This window comes from Flavobacterium sp. Root901, assembly GCF_001429765.1.
In the GTDB taxonomy this organism is placed as follows: Bacteria; Bacteroidota; Bacteroidia; order Flavobacteriales; family Flavobacteriaceae; genus Flavobacterium.
In genome coordinates, this window is record NZ_LMJB01000010.1 from 68,765 (window position 1) to 93,384 (window position 24,620).

General features: G+C 33.9%; 21 protein-coding genes. 14 read left to right on the forward strand and 7 right to left on the reverse strand.

Features of this window, described 5'->3' with window-relative positions:
• Positions 1–96 precede the first annotated feature (96 nt).
• Positions 97–1,305 carry an anhydro-N-acetylmuramic acid kinase gene (locus tag ASE21_RS19805; protein WP_057124430.1) on the reverse strand — a complete coding sequence of 403 codons (1,209 nt, stop codon included), beginning with the start codon at positions 1,303–1,305 and terminating at the stop codon, positions 97–99.
• 502 nt (positions 1,306–1,807) lie between these two features.
• Here ASE21_RS19805 and ASE21_RS19810 point away from each other — a divergent pair.
• The 3 genes from ASE21_RS19810 (at position 1,808) to ASE21_RS19820 (ending at position 4,000) form a co-directional block, all read left to right on the forward strand.
• On the forward strand, positions 1,808–2,878 hold the full coding sequence (locus ASE21_RS19810; RefSeq protein ID WP_057124431.1) for a hypothetical protein: 1,071 nt from the start codon (positions 1,808–1,810) through the stop codon (positions 2,876–2,878).
• Positions 2,879–2,881: 3 nt separating this feature from the next.
• On the forward strand, positions 2,882–3,481 hold the full coding sequence (locus ASE21_RS19815; RefSeq protein ID WP_057124432.1) for an NADAR family protein: 600 nt from the start codon (positions 2,882–2,884) through the stop codon (positions 3,479–3,481).
• An 81-nt stretch (positions 3,482–3,562) separates the two neighbouring features.
• Positions 3,563–4,000: a hypothetical protein gene (locus ASE21_RS19820; protein ID WP_057124433.1), complete on the forward strand. Its 438-nt coding sequence runs from the start codon at positions 3,563–3,565 to the stop codon at positions 3,998–4,000.
• Between the two features lie 111 nt (positions 4,001–4,111).
• Here ASE21_RS19820 and ASE21_RS19825 read toward each other — a convergent pair whose 3' ends face one another.
• Together ASE21_RS19825 and ASE21_RS19830 are read right to left on the reverse strand one after the other, a co-directional pair.
• Entirely contained in the window at positions 4,112–4,336 is a 225-nt protein-coding gene (locus ASE21_RS19825; RefSeq protein WP_317039170.1) for a hypothetical protein, read from the reverse strand.
• A gap of 192 nt (positions 4,337–4,528) precedes the next feature.
• Positions 4,529–5,341, reverse strand: coding sequence for a mechanosensitive ion channel family protein (locus ASE21_RS19830; RefSeq protein ID WP_057124434.1), 813 nt, complete (start codon positions 5,339–5,341; stop codon positions 4,529–4,531).
• A gap of 196 nt (positions 5,342–5,537) precedes the next feature.
• Between ASE21_RS19830 and ASE21_RS19835 the strand changes: the two genes are divergently transcribed.
• The gene (locus ASE21_RS19835; protein ID WP_057124435.1) at positions 5,538–8,444 is read left to right on the forward strand and encodes an FAD-binding and (Fe-S)-binding domain-containing protein; all 2,907 of its coding nucleotides are present in this window, start codon (positions 5,538–5,540) and stop codon (positions 8,442–8,444) included.
• Positions 8,445–8,692: 248 nt separating this feature from the next.
• Here the strand turns inward: ASE21_RS19835 and ASE21_RS19840 are convergent, their stop codons facing one another.
• A complete protein-coding gene (locus ASE21_RS19840; protein WP_057124436.1) occupies positions 8,693–9,853 on the reverse strand; it encodes a Gfo/Idh/MocA family protein in 1,161 nt (386 codons plus the stop codon).
• Positions 9,854–10,279: 426 nt separating this feature from the next.
• On the opposite strand from ASE21_RS19840, the gene ASE21_RS19845 reads away from it, so the two are divergent.
• Positions 10,280–12,214, forward strand: a complete 1,935-nt coding sequence (locus ASE21_RS19845; RefSeq protein ID WP_057124437.1) for an amino acid permease — start codon at positions 10,280–10,282, stop codon at positions 12,212–12,214.
• Positions 12,215–12,466: 252 nt separating this feature from the next.
• Here the strand turns inward: ASE21_RS19845 and ASE21_RS19855 are convergent, their stop codons facing one another.
• Positions 12,467–13,693: an aminotransferase class I/II-fold pyridoxal phosphate-dependent enzyme gene (locus ASE21_RS19855; RefSeq protein ID WP_057124439.1), complete on the reverse strand. Its 1,227-nt coding sequence runs from the start codon at positions 13,691–13,693 to the stop codon at positions 12,467–12,469.
• A gap of 298 nt (positions 13,694–13,991) precedes the next feature.
• On the opposite strand from ASE21_RS19855, the gene ASE21_RS19860 reads away from it, so the two are divergent.
• From ASE21_RS19860 to ASE21_RS19885, 6 genes are all read left to right on the forward strand, one after another.
• Entirely contained in the window at positions 13,992–14,450 is a 459-nt protein-coding gene (locus tag ASE21_RS19860; protein ID WP_057124440.1) for an Lrp/AsnC family transcriptional regulator, read from the forward strand.
• A gap of 103 nt (positions 14,451–14,553) precedes the next feature.
• The gene (locus ASE21_RS19865) at positions 14,554–14,799 is read left to right on the forward strand and encodes a hypothetical protein (RefSeq protein WP_057124441.1); all 246 of its coding nucleotides are present in this window, start codon (positions 14,554–14,556) and stop codon (positions 14,797–14,799) included.
• Positions 14,789–15,079, forward strand: a complete 291-nt coding sequence (locus tag ASE21_RS19870; protein WP_057124442.1) for a type II toxin-antitoxin system RelE/ParE family toxin — start codon at positions 14,789–14,791, stop codon at positions 15,077–15,079. The genes ASE21_RS19865 and ASE21_RS19870 overlap by 11 nt, the downstream gene beginning before the upstream one ends.
• 8 nt (positions 15,080–15,087) lie before the next feature.
• Positions 15,088–15,465, forward strand: coding sequence for a hypothetical protein (locus ASE21_RS19875; RefSeq protein WP_242410310.1), 378 nt, complete (start codon positions 15,088–15,090; stop codon positions 15,463–15,465).
• A gap of 203 nt (positions 15,466–15,668) precedes the next feature.
• A complete protein-coding gene (gene lpdA / locus ASE21_RS19880) occupies positions 15,669–17,072 on the forward strand; it encodes a dihydrolipoyl dehydrogenase (RefSeq protein WP_057124443.1) in 1,404 nt (467 codons plus the stop codon).
• Between the two features lie 161 nt (positions 17,073–17,233).
• Positions 17,234–17,776 (forward strand): lipocalin family protein, encoded by a 543-nt coding sequence (locus ASE21_RS19885; RefSeq protein ID WP_057124444.1) that lies wholly within the window; start codon positions 17,234–17,236, stop codon positions 17,774–17,776.
• A 55-nt stretch (positions 17,777–17,831) separates the two neighbouring features.
• Here ASE21_RS19885 and ASE21_RS19890 read toward each other — a convergent pair whose 3' ends face one another.
• The gene (locus ASE21_RS19890) at positions 17,832–18,206 is read right to left on the reverse strand and encodes a DoxX family membrane protein (RefSeq protein ID WP_057124445.1); all 375 of its coding nucleotides are present in this window, start codon (positions 18,204–18,206) and stop codon (positions 17,832–17,834) included.
• 209 nt (positions 18,207–18,415) lie between these two features.
• Positions 18,416–19,309 carry a DUF4349 domain-containing protein gene (locus ASE21_RS19895; protein WP_057124446.1) on the reverse strand — a complete coding sequence of 298 codons (894 nt, stop codon included), beginning with the start codon at positions 19,307–19,309 and terminating at the stop codon, positions 18,416–18,418.
• 181 nt (positions 19,310–19,490) lie between these two features.
• On the opposite strand from ASE21_RS19895, the gene ASE21_RS19900 reads away from it, so the two are divergent.
• The 3 genes from ASE21_RS19900 to ASE21_RS19910 all read left to right on the forward strand — a co-directional run bounded on the left by ASE21_RS19900 (position 19,491) and on the right by ASE21_RS19910 (position 24,483).
• Complete coding sequence (locus tag ASE21_RS19900) at positions 19,491–20,777, forward strand: anthranilate synthase component I family protein (RefSeq protein WP_057124447.1); 1,287 nt, start codon at positions 19,491–19,493, stop codon at positions 20,775–20,777.
• Positions 20,778–21,082: 305 nt separating this feature from the next.
• A complete protein-coding gene (gene tilS / locus ASE21_RS19905; protein WP_057124448.1) occupies positions 21,083–22,393 on the forward strand; it encodes a tRNA lysidine(34) synthetase TilS in 1,311 nt (436 codons plus the stop codon).
• A complete protein-coding gene (locus tag ASE21_RS19910) occupies positions 22,393–24,483 on the forward strand; it encodes a protein-disulfide reductase DsbD family protein (RefSeq protein ID WP_199858516.1) in 2,091 nt (696 codons plus the stop codon). Before tilS ends, ASE21_RS19910 begins: the two co-directional genes overlap by 1 nt.
• The last annotated feature ends 137 nt before the right edge of the window (positions 24,484–24,620 follow it).

Here is a 24,620-nt window from a genome sequence, read left to right on the forward strand (position 1 = left end):
GCCACGAATTCCACGAATTTTCACAATAATTTTTTAAAAGAATAATTTAAGAAAAAAATTAGTGCAATTAGTGTAATTTGTGGCTAAATTTTATGTTTAATCCGGAAAAGAAATTTTTCCCATTGTTACTGATGGAATTCCTTTTTGTGAACCAAAATTATAATTTCCTCCCGCAACAGTTTCATTGGCCAAAACAGCAAATAAAACCGCTTCTTTTGCATCGCCCGAAATTCCGAGAACATCACTGGTTTCAAATTTACAAGACAATAATTCCTTTAACCAGCTCACCAATAACGGATTTCGCGCGCCTCCGCCAGACATATAAACTGTAAACTCTCCAATTGGTGTTTTTGTATTTTGTATTACAAACAAAACAGCTTCTGCTATTGTCTCAGCGCTGAGGCGTGTTAAAGTCGCAAGCAAATCTGGTGCCGAAATGTTTTCTAAACCTAATTTTACCAAAGCGGAATTTACAAATTCATGATTAAATAATTCCTGACCAATGGTTTTTGGAAAACTTTTGTGGAAGAAAGAATTACTTTTTAATTCGCTTAAAAGTTCCTGATTTACAGTTCCGCTTTTGGCAATTTCGGCATCTTTATCGTAACTTTTTTCAGGAAAAAATTGTTTCGTAAAAATATCAATCAGAGTATTTGCGGTTCCGGTATCGGTTACAAAAACGTCGCTGGCGTTTTGAGATGCGGGTAAATACGTAAAATTTGCAATGCCGCCCATATTGAGCATAATTCGGTTTTCGCCTTTTTTACTGAATAACAAATAATCGCCATAAACGGCCAAAGGTGCGCCTTCACCGCCGGCAGCAACATGTTTTTGTCTGAAATCAGATAAAGTGATAATTCCGGTTTTTACCGCAATATGATCGCCGTCGCCAATTTGTAAAGTTGCATTGGGGAACTTTTCCTGCTGATGCAAAAACTTTGGCGCATGCAGAACCGTTTGCCCGTGCGAAGCTATTAAATCAACTTCGTCTGCGGGAATATTCCATTTTGAAAGACAATCGTTTATCATTCCGGCATGCAAATTGGCAATCCATTCATTTAATAAAACCAAATGCTGAAAATCGATTGTTTTTTTAGCAAAGACTTTTCTGATTTCCAGTTTAATGTCTTCATTGTAATCAATAGTTTCAAAATGCTGGATTTTTACAACCGTGTTTTCGCCAGAACCCGAAACTTCGCAAAGTGCAAGATCGAGTCCATCGAGCGAAGTTCCGGACATTAAGCCTACTATTTTTCGGGTCTCTTTTTGAGCTATATTGTAAAGTGCGGTTATATTTTTATTCATTTTGTTTGAATATTTTTTTTGATAATGCTAAAATCGGAATGTTTTGGAGATAAATTTAAAGAAAGGTAAGGTTTTTTGTTTTTTTGTTTGGAATTTAGAATTTATATTGCTTTTCCGTTGTCATACAATTACTTTGAAACAACTATTCATTCCTCGAATTTAGATCCCGATTTACTTACCGGGGATCTTTCGATTGTGAAATTCATGCATGATATTGTTCATGAAATGGATTTAAATACTAGGATTTGGGGGAAGGGGTAAGAGTTTACTTTTTCATAAAATATTTTTAAAACGTTTAATAGATTTTGATTTATTAAACGTTTTTTTTTGAATTTAAAAACAGGTATATGTACTTAGTAGTTTAGAATTGTTAATTTATATTTTTGGTTAATTACAATTCAAATTTTTCTAATAAGGTTTTCCGTAAAATTGCAGATAATCAAACTGTTAAATTTGGTTTTAAGTTATGATAAGAATTGCTTTTAAGAAAATTAAATAAATTATGGAAAAACTAATACAAGAAATAGTTGAAATTATTAAAGATTATAGAAAGGAAGATTTAGGAATATTTTATCAAACAGAAGTTAACGAGAAACATGTAAAGACCTGGGTGGAACAATTTAAGGAAGAGGACAGAGAATTTCTTCTTGAGGAATTATTACATTTGTTACCTAATAGTTATTTAACGAAAGAGAATACTCTTGAAATTTTAGGGAAGGAATTTGAAACCTTGAGGAAAGATTTTGGGTATGATAGTGTTCAAGCGTTTTTGGATGAAACTAGATTTCTAGATTGTCAAGAAATCGAAAAAAGTCAAAAAGTTTTTTTAAGTTTTATAGATGAAATTTTACAAGAGAAATATGACTATTCAATTAATGAGTGTGGAAATAAAGAAATAAAAAACTGGCTTTATTTAGATGATATTTTAGCATCAGGAGGAACTTTTAGAGAAGATATTTTAGAAGAAATTAAAAATTATGGTAACGAAAAATTTCTTGCATCTGGAATTAGAATAATTGCATCATTTGTAATTCTTCATTCTTGGGCTTCAAATAATGTAAGATATGCAATTGATACTAAATTAAATAATAGATTAAATAATAGATTGAAATTTTATAGAGTAGTTGAGATTGAAAATAATCCTAAAATTAGTTTTTATAATTATAATCCAGATTATAATCATATTTATCCAATAAAATCTGTGTTAGGAGAAGAAATCTTAGAATTCATCGAATCTGCATTTGAAAGGAATTATGGAATGGGTAATGAACAATATGCTTTTAGAGATTCAGCCTATCCAAAAGCTGAGAATTTTTTCTCAAGTGCCGAACGTAGAATTAGATATGAAAATATTTTGTTAGAAAAGGGATTTGAAATAATTAAATCAATTGATCACTTGACAGCACCGAGTTTACGTCCACTAGGTATGACTCCCCCTTCATATAAAACATTAGGAACTGGAAGTCATTTTTTTACATGGAGAAATATTTCGAATACATGTCCGATAGTATTTTGGTGGGGAGCTAATGATTGGTATCCACTATTTCCAGTTAAGAATAGAGGTAATCATTAATTTATGGCATTAAGTGTAAGGAGATATAAAAAAACTGAATGTATTACTTTTAAAAGTACTAAAGGTAAATATGGAGGATTATCAAATATGGCTCCAAATTTCCATATATATTTAGACGGATGTTTAATAAAAACAACAGAAGCGTTGTATCAGGCATTAAGGTTTCCTAAAAATCCGGAAATCCAGAAAGAAATTATAAATTTCCCAAGTCCAATAGCTGCGAAAAGATTTGGAAGGACTAAATTAGATAAATCAAGAAAAGATTGGAATAAACATAGGTTTAAAATAATGAAATTTTGTATTGAATTAAAATTATTGCAAAATAAAGATTCATTTTCAGAAGTATTATTAGCTACTAATAATTTACCTATTGTTGAATATACTGAAAAAGATAAAGTTTGGGGAGCAATTGATGAGGGTGATTTTTATGTAGGAACTAATGCTCTTGGTCGGTTACTAATGGAATTGAGAGAAAGTTTAAATAATAATAGTTTTGAGTTAACTATTCCCGATGTTAAAGATTTTACTTTTTTAGGAAAAGCAATAACTTTTGAACTGATTAGAAGGAAGCCAGAAGAGGAACCGGGAAAACTAAATTTGTAAAGTTTTAACTATATCAATAGTAGATGTTTCAGTTCATTGGTGAAAGTAAATTGAATTTTATCAAATATTAAAATTATAAGAATGAAAATTGAGTCAAATAATGAAGAAGAGTATATAAAAAATTTTTATAAAAGGACTTGGGATGATCATCGGGCTACCATTCAAAGATTTGATTATTTATTGGTAACTGTTGATGGTGCTGGAATTTATTTAGTACTAGAATTAATGAAATTTTTATTTGAGCAAAAAATACCTATCACTTCGTCTTTGAAAATTTGTGGAATCAGTTTTGCTCTTTCAATAATATTAAATCTACTTTCTCAATTTTATAGCTTCAACGTTTGTGATAATGTTCTCAAAATTGAAAAAAACATCATTTTTTTAGAAGAAAGTTTAGAAAAGTATAATAAAAAAATTAAAATCTATACACTTCTAGCATCTTCGAGTATGTGGATTAGCCTTATTTTGATGATTTTAGGTGTTGTTGGTTTGATTGTTTTTTTATATAATAATTTTTAAGTTTTTTTTAATTGTATAAACATATTTTTAAAAATTATTATGCAAAACTAACCTGTCGATTATAAATTGACGGGTTAGTTTTTAATAATTATTCCAAATCCAAATAAGGATTTAAAGTTTCACTAATTCATTGAGCCAGTAAAAGCTGTTTTTTAATTTGGGAATCTCATTTTGAAGTGTTTCGTTTTCCCTAATAATGCCTAATGCAAATGTAAAATTAATCTGCCTTGGTGTTTTAGTCATTTCTTCAGGTTCGATTCTGTTGTTGAAAAAATCCCAAAGTCTGTTTTCTGTTTCTTTTGAAAACAAGTGTCCTAGCCCAGATAGGAGCGGCATCCTTTTGCCCCGGGGTTCGGGGCAAAAGATATAGCGGATAGCTGGAATTGCTCCTAAAAACAAATAAATTCTAATATTTTAAATTACAAATTCCAAACGAGAAAATTTAGTTTTTCAAAAGCCTTCGACTTCACTCAGGATGACAATCATTTAGAAAACTTCAGAACCTTAGCATCTCAGAAACTTAGAACCTTATTTCAACACAAACTCATTTTCCTTCAATTTTTTCAAAACAGCAGCAATAATTTTAGAACGGCATTCTGAATTTTCAGTCGTGGATGCTGTTTTTACCCAATAGCGAATGTTAAGCTGAATAATACCACCAGCAATAACATCTGTAATTACAGCAGCATTTTCATGATCTTTTTCGGTTACATCTTCGCTGTTTCCAAGAACTTCTTTTACGAGTTCGATGGCACGCGTATAATCAGAACCAAATTCAAGTCCGACAGTAAAAGTCTGCAGAAGGAAACCTTCGCTGTTGTAGTTGATAAGCGTATTTTTAATTAAAAGCGCGTTTGGAATATAAATGATTTTCGAATCGCTTTTTACTTCGGTATCGCGAAGGTTGAGGTTGATGACTTCGCCTTTTACGCCGTTGCTTTCGATAATATCGCCAATGCTAAAAGGACGTTTGAAAGCCAGCAGAATTCCGGCAAGGAAATTTTCTCCAATATCTTTCAGCGCAAAACCAATTACAAAAGCAGAGATTCCCGCACCGGCCAGCATACTTTGCGCCACACCGTCGAGACCAATGATTTTGAACATGAACAAAATTCCAATAATAATCAGAACCGATTTAATTAAACGGGCAATAAAAACGGCCAGAAGGCGGTCATGCATTTTTGCTTTGAGTCGGTTTCCGGCAAATATGCCAATGCGGGCCGCTATAAACCACGAAACGAGAATGACAACAATGGCCAGGATAAATTTTGGCGTAAGATCGACAATACTGTAGTAATAGTTTTCTAAATGTTTAAAAACGTCCTGAACGAAATCTTCCATAATAATAAGGCGTAAAAGTAAAATCTTAAAATTACTTATTTCGGAATTTGGAGTCTTTACAGAATTTGGATTAAATTTTATAAAATGTTGACGGGCTGTTAAGATAAATAGGCATTTTATACATTTTGAGCGCCTATATTTTTATATTTGTTGTCTCAGTTTTGAGGAATTATTTTTTAAGAAAAGCACCATTTACATGTTGACCCAATCTCATTTAGAGCAATTAGCCGGCGAACTCGAAGGCACACTTTTATACGATGATCTTCATAAAACACTTTATTCGACAGATGCATCAGTGTATCGGATTCGGCCAAATGCGGTGGCTTTACCTAAATCTACAGCAGATATCAGTAAGTTAATTCGCTTTGCGGCACAGCATAATATTTCTGTCACGCCCAGAACAGCCGGAACTTCACTTGCCGGGCAAGCAGTAGGAGACGGACTTGTAATTGATGTTTCGAAACATTTTACCAAAATACTGGGTTACAATGCTGAGAAGAAAACTGTAACTGTTCAGCCCGGCGTAATTCGCGATGAACTAAATTTATTTTTAAAACCACACGGGGTGTTTTTTGCTCCCATTACTTCGACTTCAAATCGCGCAATGATTGGCGGAATGGTTGGAAATAATTCATCAGGAACGACTTCGATTCGTTATGGTGTTACGCGTGATAAAATTGTTGAGGTTAAAGCGATTTTGAGTGACGGAACAGAAGCTGCTTTTCGCGAACTGACTTCAGAAGAATTTATTGAAAAAACAAAAGGTGATTCTTTAGAAAATAAAATTTACAAAAGCGTTTACGAAGAACTTTCGGTAAAGGCAAATCAGGAAGAAATTATAAAAGAGTTTCCTAAACCGGAAATTCACAGGCGAAATACAGGTTATGCAGTTGATATTCTGCTAAAATCAGAATTATTTGGCGGAACAGAACCAACAATCAATCTTGGAAAACTGCTTTGCGGAAGTGAAGGAACTTTAGCCTTTACAACCGAAGTTACGCTTAAAGCAGATGATTTACCGCCTGTTCATAATATTATGGTTGTGGCGCATTATCACACGATTCAGGAATCTTTAGAATCTGTTGTGGTGGCGATGAAGCATCATTTGTACACCTGCGAAATGATAGACGACACGATTTTGGATTGTACCAAAACAAATCGGGAACACATTAAAAACCGTTTCTTTTTAGTTGGAGAACCCAAAGCAATTATGATGTTTGAAGTGGCTTCACATTCTCTTGAAGATGCTGAAAAACAAGCCGATGCCCTGATTGCTGATTTAGAGAAAAATAATTTTGGGTACGCTCGTGTAAAGATTTATGGTGCCGATATTGATAAAGCCAACGAGCTAAGAAAAGCGGGTCTTGGACTTTTGGGAAGTATTGTTGGCGATGATAAAGCTGCTGATTCTATTGAAGATACGGCGGTAGAATTGAGCGATTTACCGAATTACATTGCCGAATTTTCGGCGATGATGTTAAGTCACGGACAAGAAGCGATTTATTATGCACATGCCGGGGCGGGAGAGCTGCATCTTCGTCCGGTTTTGAACCTGAAGAAAACATCTGATTTAAAATTATTCAGGACCATTGCGACAGAAGTAGCGCACTTGGTGAAAAAATATCGAGGTTCGTTAAGCGGAGAACACGGCGACGGAATTGTACGTGGCGAGTTTATTCCGTTTATGATTGGTGACAAAAATTATGAATTGCTGAAAAGAATCAAATTAGCATTCGATCCAAATTCAGTTTTGAATATCGGAAAAATTGTAAATGCCCTGAAAATGGATGAAAACCATCGTGTAATTTCAGGCAGAGTTGAACCGGATATTAAAACGTTTCAGGATTTCTCAGATAGTTTAGGGATTCTGCGTGCAGCCGAAAAATGCAACGGTTCCGGTGATTGCCGAAAACTGCCATCAGGAGGCGGAGCGATGTGTCCGAGTTATCGTGCAACCCGAAATGAAAAGGAAACAACACGCGCAAGAGCCAATGCTTTACGCGAATATTTGACCTATTCTGAAAAAGAAAACAAATTTGACCAAAAGGAATTATATGAAGTTTTTGAGTTATGTGTAAGCTGTAAAGCTTGCGCCAGCGAATGTCCGAGTAATGTTGACGTTGCAACTCTTAAAGCCGAATTTTTATACCAATACCAAAAAGCAAACGGATTCTCAACCCGAAGCAAGATTTTTGCCAACAACGCCAAACTGAATAAAATGGGAAGTAAATTCCCTTCGATTACGAATTTTATTTCAAATCAGTCTTTGGTAAAAAAATCAATGGGAATTGCGCCGGAAAGACAAGTTCCGCTTTTGGCGAAAAAGACTTTTAGAAAATGGCATCAGAATCATAAACCTGCATTTACAGATTTTCCAAATGGAAAATTGTATTTGTTTGTAGATGAATTTACCAATTATTATGATGTAAATATTGGTATTGATGCTTTTGAATTGTTGACAAAACTGGGTTATCAGGTTTTGGTTATCGATCATGAAGAAAGCGGAAGAACCTATCTTTCAAAAGGATTTTTAGAAGAAGCGAAGCAAATTGCGAATCATAATGTAAATGTTTTTAAAGATTTGGTTTTGTCCAACGCACCTTTGGTTGGGATTGAACCTTCGGCAATTTTGACTTTTAGAGATGAATATCTGCGTTTAGCCGACGATAAAGAAGCAGCAGAAAATCTATCCCGAAATGCTTTTACAATTGAAGAATTCTTCAAAAAAGAAATTATAGACGGTAAAATTACAGCCGATTCTTTTTCAGAAGAAACCAAAGAAATTAAAATTCACGGACACTGCCATCAGAAATCATTAAGTTCTGTTGAAGCGACTTTTGCCATGCTGAACCTTCCGAAAAATAATACAGTGACAATTTACAATTCGGGCTGCTGCGGAATGGCGGGTTCTTTTGGTTATGAAAAAGAACACTACAAAGTGAGTATGCAGATGGGCGAGGACACGCTTTTCCCAAAAGTACGTAACACTGCCGAAAACGTAAAAATCGCCGCTGCAGGAACTTCATGCCGTCATCAGATTTATGACGGAACGAAAAGAGAAGCACAGCATCCGGTTAGTATTTTGAGAAGCTGTCTTAAATAATTTTAGATTTTAGAATGTAGATTTTAGATTTTTTTCTCTCGCAGATTTTTTAATTATTAAATCTGCGTAAATCTATAATCAGTTAGCAAAATCCGCTATATCTGCTAAATCTGCGAGAGAAAAAATATTACCACAGATTTAAAAAAGATTAAAAAAAATCTGTGATAATCTGTGAAATCTGTGGCATAAAAATAATTCGGGAAATTGGTGTAATTCGTGGCAAAAAATAATTTGTGGCAAAAAAAAACTTATTTCAAGCTTACTTTTTTGCCCGTTTCAGCAGCTTTGTAAATAGCATTGATGATTTTTACATCTTTGATACCTTCTTCGCCAGTAATATGATTAGGAAGTTTTTTGTCTGCTAAAATAACTTTACAAATCTCATCCATTTGCGTTTGCTGCTGATTTATTACCGGAAAATTAAATGCTTTTCCATCAGATCTTTTACCTACAAAAGGACCGTAGCTTACCGCAGGACTCATCTCAAAAAAACCTTCATCCGCAGCAGCGAAAAAACGGTCGATACCAAAACCATAAGAACTGCTGCAATTAGACACAGCACCACTCGGAAATTCCATTTGCCAGGTAATGTTTTCTTCAACCTCTTTAAATCTGTTTTTGTTATTTATTGTTCCGAATTGTGCCGTAACCGCAATTGGTTCTTCTCCTGAAACATAACGCGAAACCTGAATACAATAAACGCCCAAATTGATTAACGCACCGCCTCCGGCTAGTTTTTTAGTCATTCTCCATTCGTTGCGGGCAGTTAAATCGACCGGTTTATTAACATCATGAATATCATATGTGTTATAACCAAGACCAGCTTCGATGTAGCGAACCTGTCCCAAAACTTTTTCCTGTCCCAGTCGTTTTACTTCTAAATGATTAGGCTCATAATGAAGACGATAACCCATTGCCAACTGTACATTATTATCACTGCAGGCTTTTATCATTTCTTCGCAGTCCTCAACAGTAATTGCCATTGGTTTTTCGACAATAACGTGTTTTCCTGCCTTTGCAGCGCGTACAGTAAATTCTTTGTGCAGTGCGTTTGGAGTTACAACATACACTAAATCAATATCTTTGTTTTTTGCGATAGCATCAAAATTTTCGTAATTGTAAATGTTCTTTTCAGGAATATTATATTTCTTTTTCCATTTTTCTGCTTTGGATGGAGTTCCGGTAACGATTCCGGCAAGCTGGCAGTATTCAGAAACCTGAAGACCATCTGCTAGTATTGAAGCATAATTCCCTAAACCACATAAAGCGATATTTAATTTTTTTCCGGTATAAGGCTCCCGAATCTTTTCTGTTTCCGTTAAAAAAGAAGGAAGCGTAGTCATTACAGCCGTAGCGCCAACACCAAGTCCAATTTTATTTACAAAAGAACGTCTTGTGATTTTTTCCATAAAATGATTCTTTAAAAATTAAATACTTTTTAATTAGTAAGCTCATTTTGATAAATGTTACATTTGATATATAAATAGATTTAAGCTTAGGGGCAAAAAAAAAATTTGTTTCTCTCGAAGATTTAGGAGATCAAGCAGATTTATTTTTTTAGAAAAATCTGCAAAAATCTTTTCATAGCAATAAAAATCCGCATTATCTGCTCAATCTGCGAGAGAAAAATAGCCAAGATTACTAATAAAAAGAATTCGAGAAATTAGCGCAATTCGCGGCAAAAAAAACTTAGTGACTTAGAGCCTTCACGGCAAGAAAAAAAAATCAGAAAAACAAAATCGTTTTATATATTTGAAATAAGGATAATTTTTGCATTATTTGCAAAATAAAACAAAATCGACTGAATTAAATTAATTTATAACAGTAAACCATATATGGCATTATCAAGTTTATTCCGAAAGAAAACAGTACAGGATATTTTGAAGCAAGTTGCTCAGAATGAATCAGATGGTCATAATGCACTGGGAAAACATTTGACTACCAAAGATTTAACTGCTTTTGGAATAGCCGCTATTGTTGGAGCAGGAATTTTTAGCACAATCGGGAAAGCGAGCGCAGATGGTGGTCCGGCCGTTATTTTCTTATTTTTATTTACCGCTTTGGCATGTAGTTTTGCTGCTTTTGCCTATGCCGAATTTGCTTCGATGGTTCCCGTTTCAGGAAGTGCTTATACGTATTCATATGTTGCTTTTGGAGAAATTATTGCCTGGATTATTGGCTGGGCCTTAATTATGGAATATGCTGTTGGAAATATAACTGTTGCCATATCGTGGAGTGATTATTTTACAGGACTCCTCCAGAGTGGCGGAATTCACTTGCCGCAATGGATTCAGATGGATTATTTAACGGCTTCAAACGGATTTAAAGATGCCGAAGCTTTAATGCGCGGAGGAAAATCATTTGAGAATTTAAGTGTTGCTTTGCAGCAAGCCCATACAGCTTGGAGAACAGCTCCAACAATAGGATCATTTCATTTCGTAACTGATTTGCCTGCTTTGTTTATCATTATTTTAATTACGGCTTTGGTTTACAGAGGAATGAAAGAATCTCGTAACGCCAGTAATTTAATGGTTGTTGTAAAACTTTGTGTGGTTCTTTTGGTAATTGCCGTTGGTGTTTTTTATGTAGATACAGCAAACTGGGACCCGTTTGCTCCAAATGGAGTTGGAGGGGTTTTAAAAGGAGTTTCAGCTGTTTTCTTTGCTTATATTGGTTTCGATGCGATTTCAACAACTGCAGAAGAATGTAAAAATCCGCAGCGCGATTTACCACGCGGAATGATGTGGGCAATTATTATTTGTACAATCTTATATATTGCTATTGCCTTGGTTTTAACCGGAATGGTAAAATATCACGAATTAAATGTTGGAGATCCTCTTGCATTTGTTTTTGACAAATTAGATTTAAAATGGATGTCCGGAATTATTGCAGTAAGTGCTGTAGTTGCAATGGCGAGTGTTTTATTAGTTTTCCAGATGGGACAGCCGCGTATCTGGATGAGTATGAGCCGTGACGGTTTACTCCCAAAGAAATTTTCTACTGTTCATCCAAAATTCAAAACGCCGTCTTTTGCTACAATCGTAACCGGTTTTGTAGTAGCGATTCCGGCTTTATTTTTAAACCTGACAATGGTAACGGATTTATGCAGTATCGGCACTTTATTTGCCTTTGTACTGGTTTGTGCAGGAGTTTTGGTTTTACAGAATAAACCTGAAATTCCAAGAGGAAAATTCAAAACACCGTATGTCAATTCAAAATTTATTCTTCCGGTTCTAATGATCGCCGGATTATATTACGCCTTTGCATTCAACAATAAAGCAACGATGGCATTTATAAATAATGAGCCGCAGATTTACGATGCAACTTCAATCGTGACTTCTTTGGATAAATCAGAATCTGAAAAAGTTTTTAAATATTTAGAAAGTATCGAAGTAAATAATAAAACTGCTGAAACTTCAGATTTAGAACATTTATTAGGACAATATCAGGATGATGAAGCAAAATATGCTGAGGTTGTAAAAGGCCTTCCAATTGCTGATTCAGCAAAATACGAATCAGGATTTAGTTTATTTAAACATAAAATTCCCATGTGGATATTTTTATTCGTTTTAGTTGGATTGGCTGTTTGGGCATTCAGAAAAAACCTGTCTTTAATTCCGCTTTTAGGATTAATCTGCTGTTTGTATATGATGGCCGAATTAAGCGTTTGGAATTGGATTTACTTTACTGTCTGGTTGATAATCGGATTACTGATTTACTTTGGCTACAGCCGAAAAAACAGTAAGCTTAATGGTCAAGTTATAAGTTAAGAGTTATTTGTAAAAAGTAAAAAGTTATATGAGAAAAGCCGTTTTGAGAATATTTTCAAAAACGGCTTTTTTCGTATTTTATGTCATTTCGACGAAGGAGAAATCTCCGCAAGTAGCTCCACAAAGTTTTTCCAATCTTTGTAGAATATTGTCGCGGAGATTTCTCCTTCGTCGAAATGACAAACTGTATGGCGAACTCTATGAAATTATCTCCTTAAATCAGCAAAATCTGAGAGAGAAAAACTTAGCATCTTAGTGACTTAGAACCTTAGCACCTTTTAAAACCCCAAGTTCCACCATGCAAGCTCTCATCATTTGGTAAGTACGCTGAATATCATTATCTAAACCTATAGAAAAACGGATTAAACCATCTGTTAATCCCATTTCATGTTGTTCTTCCAGCGGAATTTCACTTGAAGTTGAGGTTCCCGGTGCGCTGAATAATGTTTTGTAAAACCCTAAACTTACTGCAAGATACCCTAAATTTCGTTCCTGCATTAATTCCATCAATTCATTGGCTTTTTCCAAAGTTCCAACATCAATTGTCATCATACCGCCAAAACCATATTCAGGATTAATCATTTTTTTGTATAATTCATGACTCGGATGACTTTTTAGTCCCGGATAAACTGTTTTTAAACCGTCTTTTTCAAACTGATCAGCCAGAAAATGGGCATTATGACTGTGCTGTTTTATTCGTATATGAAGTGTACGAAGATTTTTCATTACAGAAGCCGAACGTAAACTGTCCATTGTTGGTCCCAAAAGCATACTTGCACCAGAATTTACGTTTTTAAGCGAATTGATAAACTCTTTCGACGCACAAGTTACACCTCCAACTGTATCACTGCTTCCATTAATGTATTTTGTCAAACTGTGAATTACAATATCGGCGCCTAATTTTGCAGGAGAAACAGATAATGGCGAAAAAGTATTATCGACAACCAGTTTAAGATGGTGTTTTTTAGCAATTTTAGCCAAACCGGCAATATCAGCCACTTCTAATAATGGATTACTAACGGTTTCACAATACAATATTTTTGTATTAGGAGTAATCGCAGCTTCTACAACATCAAGTTTTGTAATGTCAACAAAGCTCGTTTCGATTCCGAATCTTGGTGTGAAGTTTTTGAGGAAAGCGTAAGTTCCGCCATAAATAGTCCGGCTTGAAACAATATGATCGCCCGCACCGCATAATTGCAAGATCGTAGGGGTAATCGCTCCCATTCCCGAAGCCGAAACATTTGCAGTTTCTGTTCCTTCCATAGCCGCCAAAGCCTGGTCTAAATATAAATTACTTGGCGAAGAATGACGCGAATACAAATAACAGCCTTCCATATTTCCTTCAAAAGTATCGAACATAGTTTTGGCTGAAAGAAAGGTATAAGTCGAAGAATCAGAAATCGACGGGTTTACACCGCCAAATTCGCCAAAGTATTGCAAATCCTGAATTTTATCTGCTGGGTTAAAGTTTTTCATTTTTTTTTGTTATTGCGAGGAACAAAGCAATCTCATCCTCTATTAGTTTTTGTTATTGAAATTGATATTAGAACTCTTGTTCAAAAAAGAAATTCCATTCAAAGTAAAATGTAATTAGAAAAAATGTCAATTACTTTTACTTTTTATAGATTTTAAAACTACATATTTTTATTTGTGTGGATTTTTAATCTAAATTTGATCAGCAAAAATTAATTCAATAGATTTTCTTTCATATCAACAATAAACCAAAATATTAATCAGAGGATGAGATTGCATCGTTCCTCGCAATGACACAACCATGACTTTAGACGAAATTGATAAAAAACTCCTCGTTTTACTCCAAACTGATAGTAAAAAGACAAATAAGGAATTATCGCTAAAACTTAATCTTTCTGTTACAGCGGTTTACGAAAGAATCAAAAAGTTGGAAAGGGCGGGGATAATTAAAAACTACGCAGCTTTAGTCGATAAATCCAAAATTGAAAAAGGATTTGTGGTTTTTTGTCACTTAAAACTCATTCAGCATACTAAAGAGTTCTTAACCAAATTTGAAAGTGAAGTCATTAAGCTCAATGAAGTTTTAGAATGTCATCACGTAAGCGGCGATTATGATTATATTTTAAAAGTTTTGGTAAAAGATATGGAAGCTTACAGGGAATTTTTAGTAACGAAACTAACTTCTCTACAGCACATTGGAAGCACGCAGAGTATGTTTATGATTAGTGAAGTGAAGAATTCTACGGTGATTGCTTTTTGAAAGGTTCAAAAGCTTTTCATTTGCTTCTTTTGTGAGCAAAATTTATGTTCTTAACACAATTCAATTATTTAAAATCTTAAATTTGAATTAAAATGCAATCAAAATGGAAGTAAAAGAATTAAGACGCAAGCTGATAAGTGATTTTGGAAAATTCATTGACGACGATTCTAAATTGGAAATTTTAGAAAGTGTTTTTGACGCCATAAAACATGACGAAAAAGAGTCGGTAATTCCTAATACACATTATGATTTAGTTGCAGAAGAAAGAGAAAAATATTTATCAGGAAATATTGAGGCTGATTCTTGGGAAGAAACAGAAAAACGTTTAAATGCCAAATATGGCTTTTAAAATTAAAGTTTTACCATTAGCAGAAAAAGAAATTGACGAATCTGTCGAATTTTACGAAAGTAGAAATAAAGGCTTAGGAAAACAATTTCTAATTTACATAAAATCCTATCTCAAGGTTTTAAAAACAAATCCAGAACTATTCGAAATCAAAAGAGAGCCAGGTTATCGCGAAATGACGTTGGTAAAATTTCCTTTTGTAATTATTTATGAAATTATGGAAAGTGAAATAGTTATTTATTCTGTATTTCATACTTCAAAAAATCCTGAAAAGAAACCTTAACTTAAAACTTGAATAAAAAAGTAGTGCAAGAATGGACGCCAATATCTTTACAAGAGCTTAATAGTGAAATTGTAAGTACAGAAAAAGACTTTACTGATGAATTGAAAAATTTCTGGGATCTAATAAAAATTAATCCAATAAAATGGGAAGAAAAAAGATATGGAGAAATGGGAGGTGGTTTTTGGGTTGTAGCTATTTTTGGATCTCAAATAATTTGGTATAATGATATTGAAGAGGGGTTTAATGTTTCAAATTATAGTAAAAATGGAGAAATCGAAGAATATTATTGTAATCAAGACGAACTTATTGGGGTAATTACCAGATTATTTAACTTTATAAAATCTGGACAAGATACTTTTGGAAAAAGAGTAGTCCGCAAAGTATAATATCAGATTAATAAAAAAATCAACCTTCTCGATCAAAAAGAGGCATTATCAAGAAAACAAAAACTTTGCGAACCTTGTAACTCTTAACGCTCTTTGCAGTAAAAACTCATACCCCAAATTTCACGCAAAAAACATTGAGATTTAAACTTTAAACAAAACTTTATTGCTTAATTTTGTAACCGCTAAATTAAAATTAACAAACTATGAGTTCATTTGACGTAGTCATTATAGGTTCAGGTCCTGGCGGATATGTATCAGCAATTCGTTGCGCACAATTAGGTTTCAAAACGGCAATTGTAGAAAAATATAATTCATTAGGCGGAACTTGCCTTAACGTTGGTTGTATTCCTTCAAAAGCATTATTATCTTCTTCTCATCATTATGCTGAAATAGCTCATTATGCAGATCACGGAATCGAGGTTTCCGGAGATGTAAAAATCAATTTAGAGAAAATGATTGCGCGCAAACAAGCCGTTGTAGATCAAACCGTAGGTGGAATTAACTACTTAATGGAAAAAAATAAAATTACCGTTTTTAATGGTTTAGGTTCATTTGTAGATGCAACACATATCGCTGTTGCAAAAGCTGACGGAACATCTGAAACTATTGAAGCAAAATATACTGTAATTGCTACAGGATCAAAACCATCTTCTTTACCATTCATCAAAATTGATAAAGAAAGAATTATCACTTCTACAGAAGCACTGGCTTTAAAAGAAGTTCCAAAACACTTGGTAATTATTGGTGGAGGAGTTATCGGAATCGAACTTGGACAAGTTTACTTACGTCTTGGTGCTCAGGTTTCTGTTGTTGAATTCATGGACAGAATTATTCCAGGAATGGACGGATCTCTTTCTAAAGAATTAACGAAAGTGTTGAAAAAACAAGGAATGAAATTCTACGTTTCTCACAAAGTAAAATCAGTTGAAAGAAACGGCGATGCTGTTGTAGTTCAGGCTGAAAATGCAAAAGGAGAAACAATCACTCTTGAAGGAGATTACTCATTAGTTTCTGTTGGACGTCGTCCATATACAGAAGGATTAAATGCTGATAAAGCCGGAGTTAAAATTTCAGACAGAGGACAAGTAGAAGTAAACGATCATTTGCAAACAAATGTTCCGAATATTTATGCAATTGGAGATGTTGTCCGCGGCGCAATGCTAGCGCACAAAGCAGAGGAAGAAGGAACAATGGTCGCTGAAATTTTAGCAGGTCAAAAACCACACATCGATTATAACTTAATTCCTGGTGTAGTTTATACGTGGCCGGAAGTTGCTGCTGTTGGACAAACAGAAGAGCAATTAAAAGCGGCAGGAGTTGCTTACAAATCTGGAAGTTTCCCATTTAAAGCTTTAGGACGTGCGAGAGCAAGTGCAGACTTGGATGGATTTGTAAAAATCCTTGCTGATGAAAAAACAGACGAAGTTTTAGGAGTTCACATGATTGGTGCGCGTACAGCAGATTTAATTGCTGAAGCAGTAACTGCAATGGAATTTAAAGCTTCTGCAGAAGATATTTCAAGAATGAGCCATGCGCATCCAACTTTCGCGGAAGCGGTAAAAGAAGCAGCATTGGCAGCAACTGAAAACAGAGCCTTGCACGTATAATTTTGCGTAAAATCATAATTTATAACCCGTCAGCTTATATGCTGGCGGGTTTTTTATTTGCACAAAATTTAATACCTGAAAAAATATAAACTTCCGGAAAAATTTTGTAAATTAGATGTGGAATTCTGATGTTATCTTTATGATAATAAAAAGATTACATCATGAAAAATAAATATATTGCTCCAGTCTTGTTAGGAGCAGGAATTGCATTCTTACTTTATTCTTGCGGTTCGACGATTCCTAAAAAAGCAGCTGCAATTACCAATTTTGATAAAGCAAAGTATTTAGGAAAATGGTATGAAATCGCCAGATTAGATTATAAATGGGAAAAAGGTTTAGATAATGTTTCTGCCGAATATTCTCTTAATGAAGACGGAACTATAAAAGTTGATAATAAGGGCTATAATGTCAAAAAAGACAAATGGGAAGAAAGCATCGGGAAAGCCAGGCTTGTCAAAAAGGACAACGTTGGTATGCTTAAGGTCTCATTTTTTGGTCCTTTTTATTCAGGATATAACATTATTGCAGTAGACAGCGATTATAAATACGCACTTGTGGCGGGCGAAAGCCTTAAATACATGTGGATACTTTCCAGAGAAACTACAATGCCGGAAAGTGTCAAAGCAGATTTCCTTATCAAAGCCCAGGAAATTGGGTACAACATATCAGATTTGATTTGGGTAAAACACGATAAATCAAATTAAATAAAAAACCCGGCATTAATAAATGTCGGGTTTATTGTTTTTATATGCTAGATAATCAAGGTGTAAAAACTGTTTTGTAATTATCCCAATATCTATATATCAAAAATAAATTGGCAAGGAAAAGTAATGCCGCAATAGGCAGACCTTCGGGAGCCAGAAAGTAATTGATAAATAAGATGTTAATCGTAATTGGTAAAATCAGAATATTTGCCAGGGTCACAAAACGACCTGTTACAAATGAAATTCCACAAAGCAGCTCAACTGTTTTTGCAAGGGGCAGTAAATAAGTTGAAGCAACTAAACCCATATTGAATGCCTTAAAATTACCTGTTGTTTCTGGTTCCGGCGCAAGTTTAAAAAAGAACGAAATAGAGGCAAACAATAATAAAAGGCCGATCAAAACGCGGACAATAATAGTAGCAATTTTCATAATACTTAGAATTTTAATAGGTTAAAATGATATAATTAGTGTGCTGAAAATGCAAATCAATATTCTCTAAATAAAATGGTGAAGCTAATTTTAATGTCATTTTATTGAGAATTTAATAATCAATAATATTCTATTTTGGGATTAGTTTAATGCTATATCAAATATAATGAATTTTTTCTTATCAAATTGTTATTTTGTTAACACTTTGATTATTTCTTAATATATCTTTTGTAAAGAAACCAGCCTCCAAATGCTAATAAAATAAATGGCCATATATTAACAATAAAAACTAAGATTGCCTGCAGAATGTACCAGCCGCTTTTTAAGGCATCGATAATTTGAATTCCTAAATTGGGCTGATAGGATGCACTGTCTTTTTCGCTTTCTGTTATCTCCTGTTTGGTTGTTTCGTTTTGATAAAGCTGTAATGTAATTGTGCTAAAGTTGATTTGATCCTCCAGCGATAGATTTTCAACAGCTTTGTTATCGTTTTCTTCTTTTTGGTTTGCCAGGGTATTTTCGGCATCAATGACATCGTTAATTTTTTTGCCTTTAGAATCAATTGCCTGTTCTACTCTTTTTTGATTTACAGCCCCTCTTTTTTGTGAAAGCTGATTGGAAAGCATCTTTAGAGAAACATCATCAGCCTTTATAACTCTGGAGTCTAAAAAGTCAATTTGTTTGGCAATGGTTTTAATTACAGTATCAAGCTGTGTGTTGGGAACACGGATTACAATATTGTTTTCTACAGAATATTTGGTGGTTTCTAATGTGCTGTCCAGACTAATTTTAGTTTTAATCTGCTCGTGTATATTGCTTTGTAAATTGGTATAAGTAACAAAACCGCCAAATCTCTGCACGGTATTTTCAATTGCATAAGTAGATTTGACGACGTTTTTTACCTTAAATTTAATTTCAGCAGTTCGAATAAATTTATGTTTACTTCCTTTTGGTTCTACTGCAGCAGAGGACGAAATTGCACTGCTGTCTGCTGTTCTTTCATCGCCTGTAGTTTCACTCGAGGCATAATCTGCTTTTTTGCAGGAAAATAATAAGGTAATCACAATTAGGGCAGTCAAACTTAATTTGGCAATTGTTTTCATAAAGGTTTGAATATTAATTAATAAATTGATTTTTTTACTTTGGATAAAAAGGTTGTATTGTTAAAATTTAAGTGAATCATTACAGATTCGATATACTAAAAAGTGTGCCAATAATTTTGGGGTATTCATTTAAGGAAGGATTTTTTTGTTGTAATTTTGAAATTTAAAAAACCATTCATTTTTGAGAGTTTCCATTACCAAACATATTTCTAATCCGGAGCAGTTTAAACAACAGCTTTTAAACTGGGCACAGCAATTTCGGGAAGTTGTTTTTTTAGATAGTAATTCTTATCCTCAAGAATATTCAACCTTAGATTGTTTATTAGCCGTCGATGCTTTTACTTCTTTAAAAACCGATTTTCATAATGCTTTTGAAGACCTGAAACAATATCAGCAGACTACGAGAGACTGGCTTTTTGGTTATCTTTCTTATGATTTGAAAAATAATACAGAAGATTTAAAATCCAGCAATTTTGACGGATTGGAATTTCCGGATTTATTTTTCTTTCAGCCCAAAAAAATATTTTTATTAAAGGGAAATCAGCTTGAAATTCAGTATTTACTGCTTTGCGATGATGAGGTTGAAGATGATTTCACCGCGATAGTTGAAAATCAAGGGTCAGAAGTCGAAAATGTCGCATCTTTAAAGATCGAACAGCGTATTTCAAAAGAATTATATATTGAAAAAATTAATAAAATGCTGGGGCATATCCATAAAGGTGATATGTATGAAGCAAATTTCTGTATGGAATTTTTTGCCGAAAATGCGGATATTAATCCATTAGAAAAATTTCAGAAACTCAATGAAATTTCACAGGCGCCATTTTCAGTATTTTTTAAAAATCATAAACAATTTTTGCTTTCTGCCTCACCGGAACGTTATTTAAAAAAAGTGGGAGAGAAGATTATTTCACAGCCTATAAAAGGAACTTCCAAACGTTTTTTAGATCCTGTTGAAGATCAGAAATCAAAAGAATATTTAGAATCTGATGCAAAAGAACGTGCAGAAAATATCATGATTACAGATTTGGTTCGAAACGATTTATCGCACACGGCGCAGAAAGGTTCGGTTGAAGTGGTGGAGCTTTGTAAGATTTATTCTTTTCTGCAGGTTCATCAAATGATTTCGACAATCATCTCGAAATTAGATGCTCAGTATTCTCCGGTTGATGTTTTAAAAACAACTTTTCCAATGGGAAGTATGACCGGCGCGCCAAAAATTTCAGTGATGAAAATCATAGAACATCTGGAAGAAACCAAACGCGGACTTTACAGCGGTGCTATCGGATATTTTACTCCCAGCGGCGATTTTGATTTTAATGTTGTAATCAGAAGTATTTTATACAATCAGGAAAAAAAATATGTTTCATTTTCAGTAGGAAGTGCCATAACATCGTTATCAATTCCGGAAAAAGAATACGAAGAATGTCTGCTGAAAGCTAAGGCTATGCACGAAGTTTTACAGTAAAATTTTTGCCGCGAATTACACGAATTGCACTAATTTTTCTATCCTATTTTTTTGCCACAGATTAAAAAGATTTACACAGATTTTTTAATCATTTTAATCCTGTAATCTGTGGCGAAAAATTAGTGCAATTCGTGTAATTCGCGACTAAAAAATGTTCGCCGCGAATCGCACGAATTTTCCAGTATTAAGCATAAAAAATTAGTGCAATTCGTGTAATTCGCGGCAAAAAATGTTCAAAGCAAAAAAACAGCACGCTTAACATTTCATTTGAAAATAGATAAAATTTAATTCTTTACATTTATAAAATGCTTTTAAATTTTAAAAATCACATTTCGTCCAGATTTTCTTTTTTAGAAAATAAAAAATTATTTCTTGCCGTGAGCGGAGGTTTAGACAGTATGGTTTTACTCCATTTGTTAAATCAATTGCCGTATGAAATTGCTGTTTTACACTGTAATTTTCAGCTCCGCGGACTAGAAAGTTTTGACGATCAGCAATTTATTCAGGACTACTGTGATCAAAATAATATTCCGGTTTTTATAACCCAGTTTGATACCGAGGCTTTTGCCAAAGATTATAAACTTTCTACACAGGTTGCTGCAAGAGAGCTTCGTTATAGTTGGTTTTATGAACTTTTAGAAGAAAAAAACTTCGATTATATTCTAACGGCACATCATGCTGATGATAATCTGGAGACTTTTATCATAAATCTGACCCGTGGAACAGGATTGGAAGGTTTAACCGGAATTCCGGAACAAAACGATAAAATCATCCGCCCGCTTTTACCTTTTTCAAGAGAAGAAATTTTAAAATATGCTCAGGAAAATAATATCGAATGGCGGGAAGACAGCAGCAATGCATCAAATAAATATCTTCGAAATAAGATTCGCCATGATTTAGTTCCAATTTTAAAAGAAATCAATCCGAATTTTTTAAACGCTTTTCAGAAAACACAATCTTATCTGCAGGAATCTAAGGAAATGGTTGAAGATGCTTCGATTATGATTTATCAGCAGGTGGCAAAAGAAGCGGGTGAAGATATTCATTTCGATTTAAATCAATTAAAAAAACTTCCTAATTACAAATCGTATTTGTATCAATGGCTAAATGAATTTGGCTTTTCTGCATGGAATGATATTTACGATTTAGTAGAAGGTCAATCCGGAAAACAAGTACTGGCGGAAGAATTCAGATTGTTGAAGAACAGAGAAACACTGATTTTAACCCCAGTTCCGGAAATGTCAGAAAATGAAGAATTTCAAATTAATGAAAATGATACAGAAGTTAATTTTCCCTTAAATTTGAAGCTTTGTCAAGTAGCTGACATTACAATAGATTCAAATAAAGCTATCTTTGTTGACGCCAAAAAAATCCATTTTCCTCTGATTTTGCGTAAATGGAATGAGGGAGATGTTTTTCAGCCTTTTGGAATGAATGGAAAATCTAAAAAAGTAAGCAAACTTTTTAAAGATGAAAAACTATCCTTAATAGAAAAGGAAAAAACATGGATTTTAACTTCTGATAATCAAATAGTCTGGGTTGTCGGAATCAGGCAGGATGAACGTTTTAAAATAGAAAATACCACAAATAAAATACTTAAAATAGAATTACAATAATGAACTTTAATCAAAACCATCAAGCGATACTTTCAAAAAATATCTGGAATAAAATCACCGTTTTTTTGCTGTTTTTCTTTTTTGCTTTAGCAAATACAAACGCGCAAATTTTAGAGCCTGTAAAATGGTCTTCAAAAATAGAAAAGAAAGGAAACAATGCTCTTTTAATTTTTGACGGAACGATTGAAAAAGACTGGCATATGTATTCGCAGTTCACACCAGACGGCGGGCCGCTTGCGCTCGAAATTTCATTTAAAAATCAAAAAGGAAACTACGAATTAGTCGGAAAAGCAAAGGAAGGCAAAACCAGAACTGCTTTTAATGATGTATTTGGCGTTAATGAAACTTTTTTTGAAGGAAAAGCACACATCGAACAGGAAATAAAAATCATCAATCCTAATTTAAAAACAGTTGATGTAGAATTTGATTTTCAGGTTTGTAAAGAAGTTTGCATCAACTCAAATAAGAAATTTTCTATTGCTGTTCCTTCTACTTTTAAAATGGAAGATGTTCCGGTTATCTCAGAAGCAAAAGTTGATGAAACGAAACGAGTTGGCTTAGCGGTTGATACTGTTAAAAAAGAAGGAGAAACGGCTGTAGATAAAACTTCAAAAGTAGAAAACGCAGCAGCAGCGAAAGAAGAAATTCCGGCTCCGGCACCAACCAGAAGTTTATGGTCAATATTTTTTATTGCATTTTTATCAGGATTTGCGGCTTTATTAACGCCGTGTGTTTTTCCAATGATTCCAATGACGGTAAGTTTCTTTACAAAACAAAGTAAAAGCAGGGCAAAAGGAATTAGAAATGCAATTATTTACGGACTTTCTATTATTGCAATTTATGTAATTTTAGGCCTTATCGTAACTAAAATATTTGGTGCAGATGCCTTAAATGCATTGTCTACGGATGTATGGTTTAATCTGATTTTCTTTGTAATCTTAATCATTTTTGCAACATCATTTTTGGGTGCTTTTGAAATTATGCTTCCAAATTCATGGGCAAATAAAGCAGACCAGCAGGCAGATAAAGGCGGAATAATCGGAATTTTGTTTATGGCTTTGGCGCTGGCAATTGTGTCATTTTCGTGTACGGGACCAATTGTAGGAACGCTTTTAGTTGAAGCAGCTTCAAACGGTGGAATTGCTCCGGTTGTTGGAATGCTTGGATTTTCATCTGCATTAGCTTTACCATTTATGTTGTTTGCGATGTTTCCGGGCTGGTTAAATTCACTGCCAAAATCTGGTGGATGGTTAAATACAGTCAAAGTTGTTTTGGGATTTTTAGAATTGGCACTAGCATTTAAATTTTTATCCAATGCCGATCTTGTTTTGCAATTACATTTCTTGGAAAGAGAAGTTTTCATCGCGATTTGGATTGCTATTTTTGGAGCTTTGACATTATATTTATTCGGCAAAATTACACTGCCTCACGATAGTCCGTTAGATCGTATTTCTGTTGGAAGGTTGTATTTAGGACTTTTAACGCTTGTATTTACGATGTATTTAATTCCCGGACTTTGGGGAGCACCTTTAAAATTAATCAGTGCATTCCCTCCGCCTCCGCAATATAGCGAAAGTCCGTTTGGAGTAGGAGGTTCTGAGAATTCAGGTTTAAGTTCAGATATAAAAGGACTTCCGGAAGGAGCAGAATTAGGTCCGCACGGCATTATGGTTTTCCATGATTATGAAGATGGATTAGCTTATGCAAAATCAATTAACAAACCAATTATGCTTGATTTTACGGGGTATGCATGCGTAAACTGTAGAAAAATGGAAAACAATGTCTGGTCTGAACCAACAATTTTACCAATCCTGAAAAACGATGTTGTCCTTATTTCTCTTTATGTTGATGATAAACGCGAATTGCCAAAAGAAGAACAATTTGTAACAACTTCAGGAGATAAAATAATTACAGCGGGCGATAAATGGACAGATTTTATGATTTCAAAATATAAAACTAATACACAGCCTTTATATGTAATTACAGATTTGCAAGGAAATAATTTAAATGCCTCTAAACCAACCATTAGCTACGTAAGTGCTGAAGAATATTTAAAATGGCTGAAAGAAGGTATTTCTAATTTTAAATAAGTTTTTTTAATTTTAAATTATAAGTTTGAGTTATGAATTAACTAAACTTATTTCCCCACAACTCACATAGATTCATACAGATTTAAAGTTGAGGAAAAAAAATAAATCTTCTCAATCGGCCAAATCTGCGAGAGGAA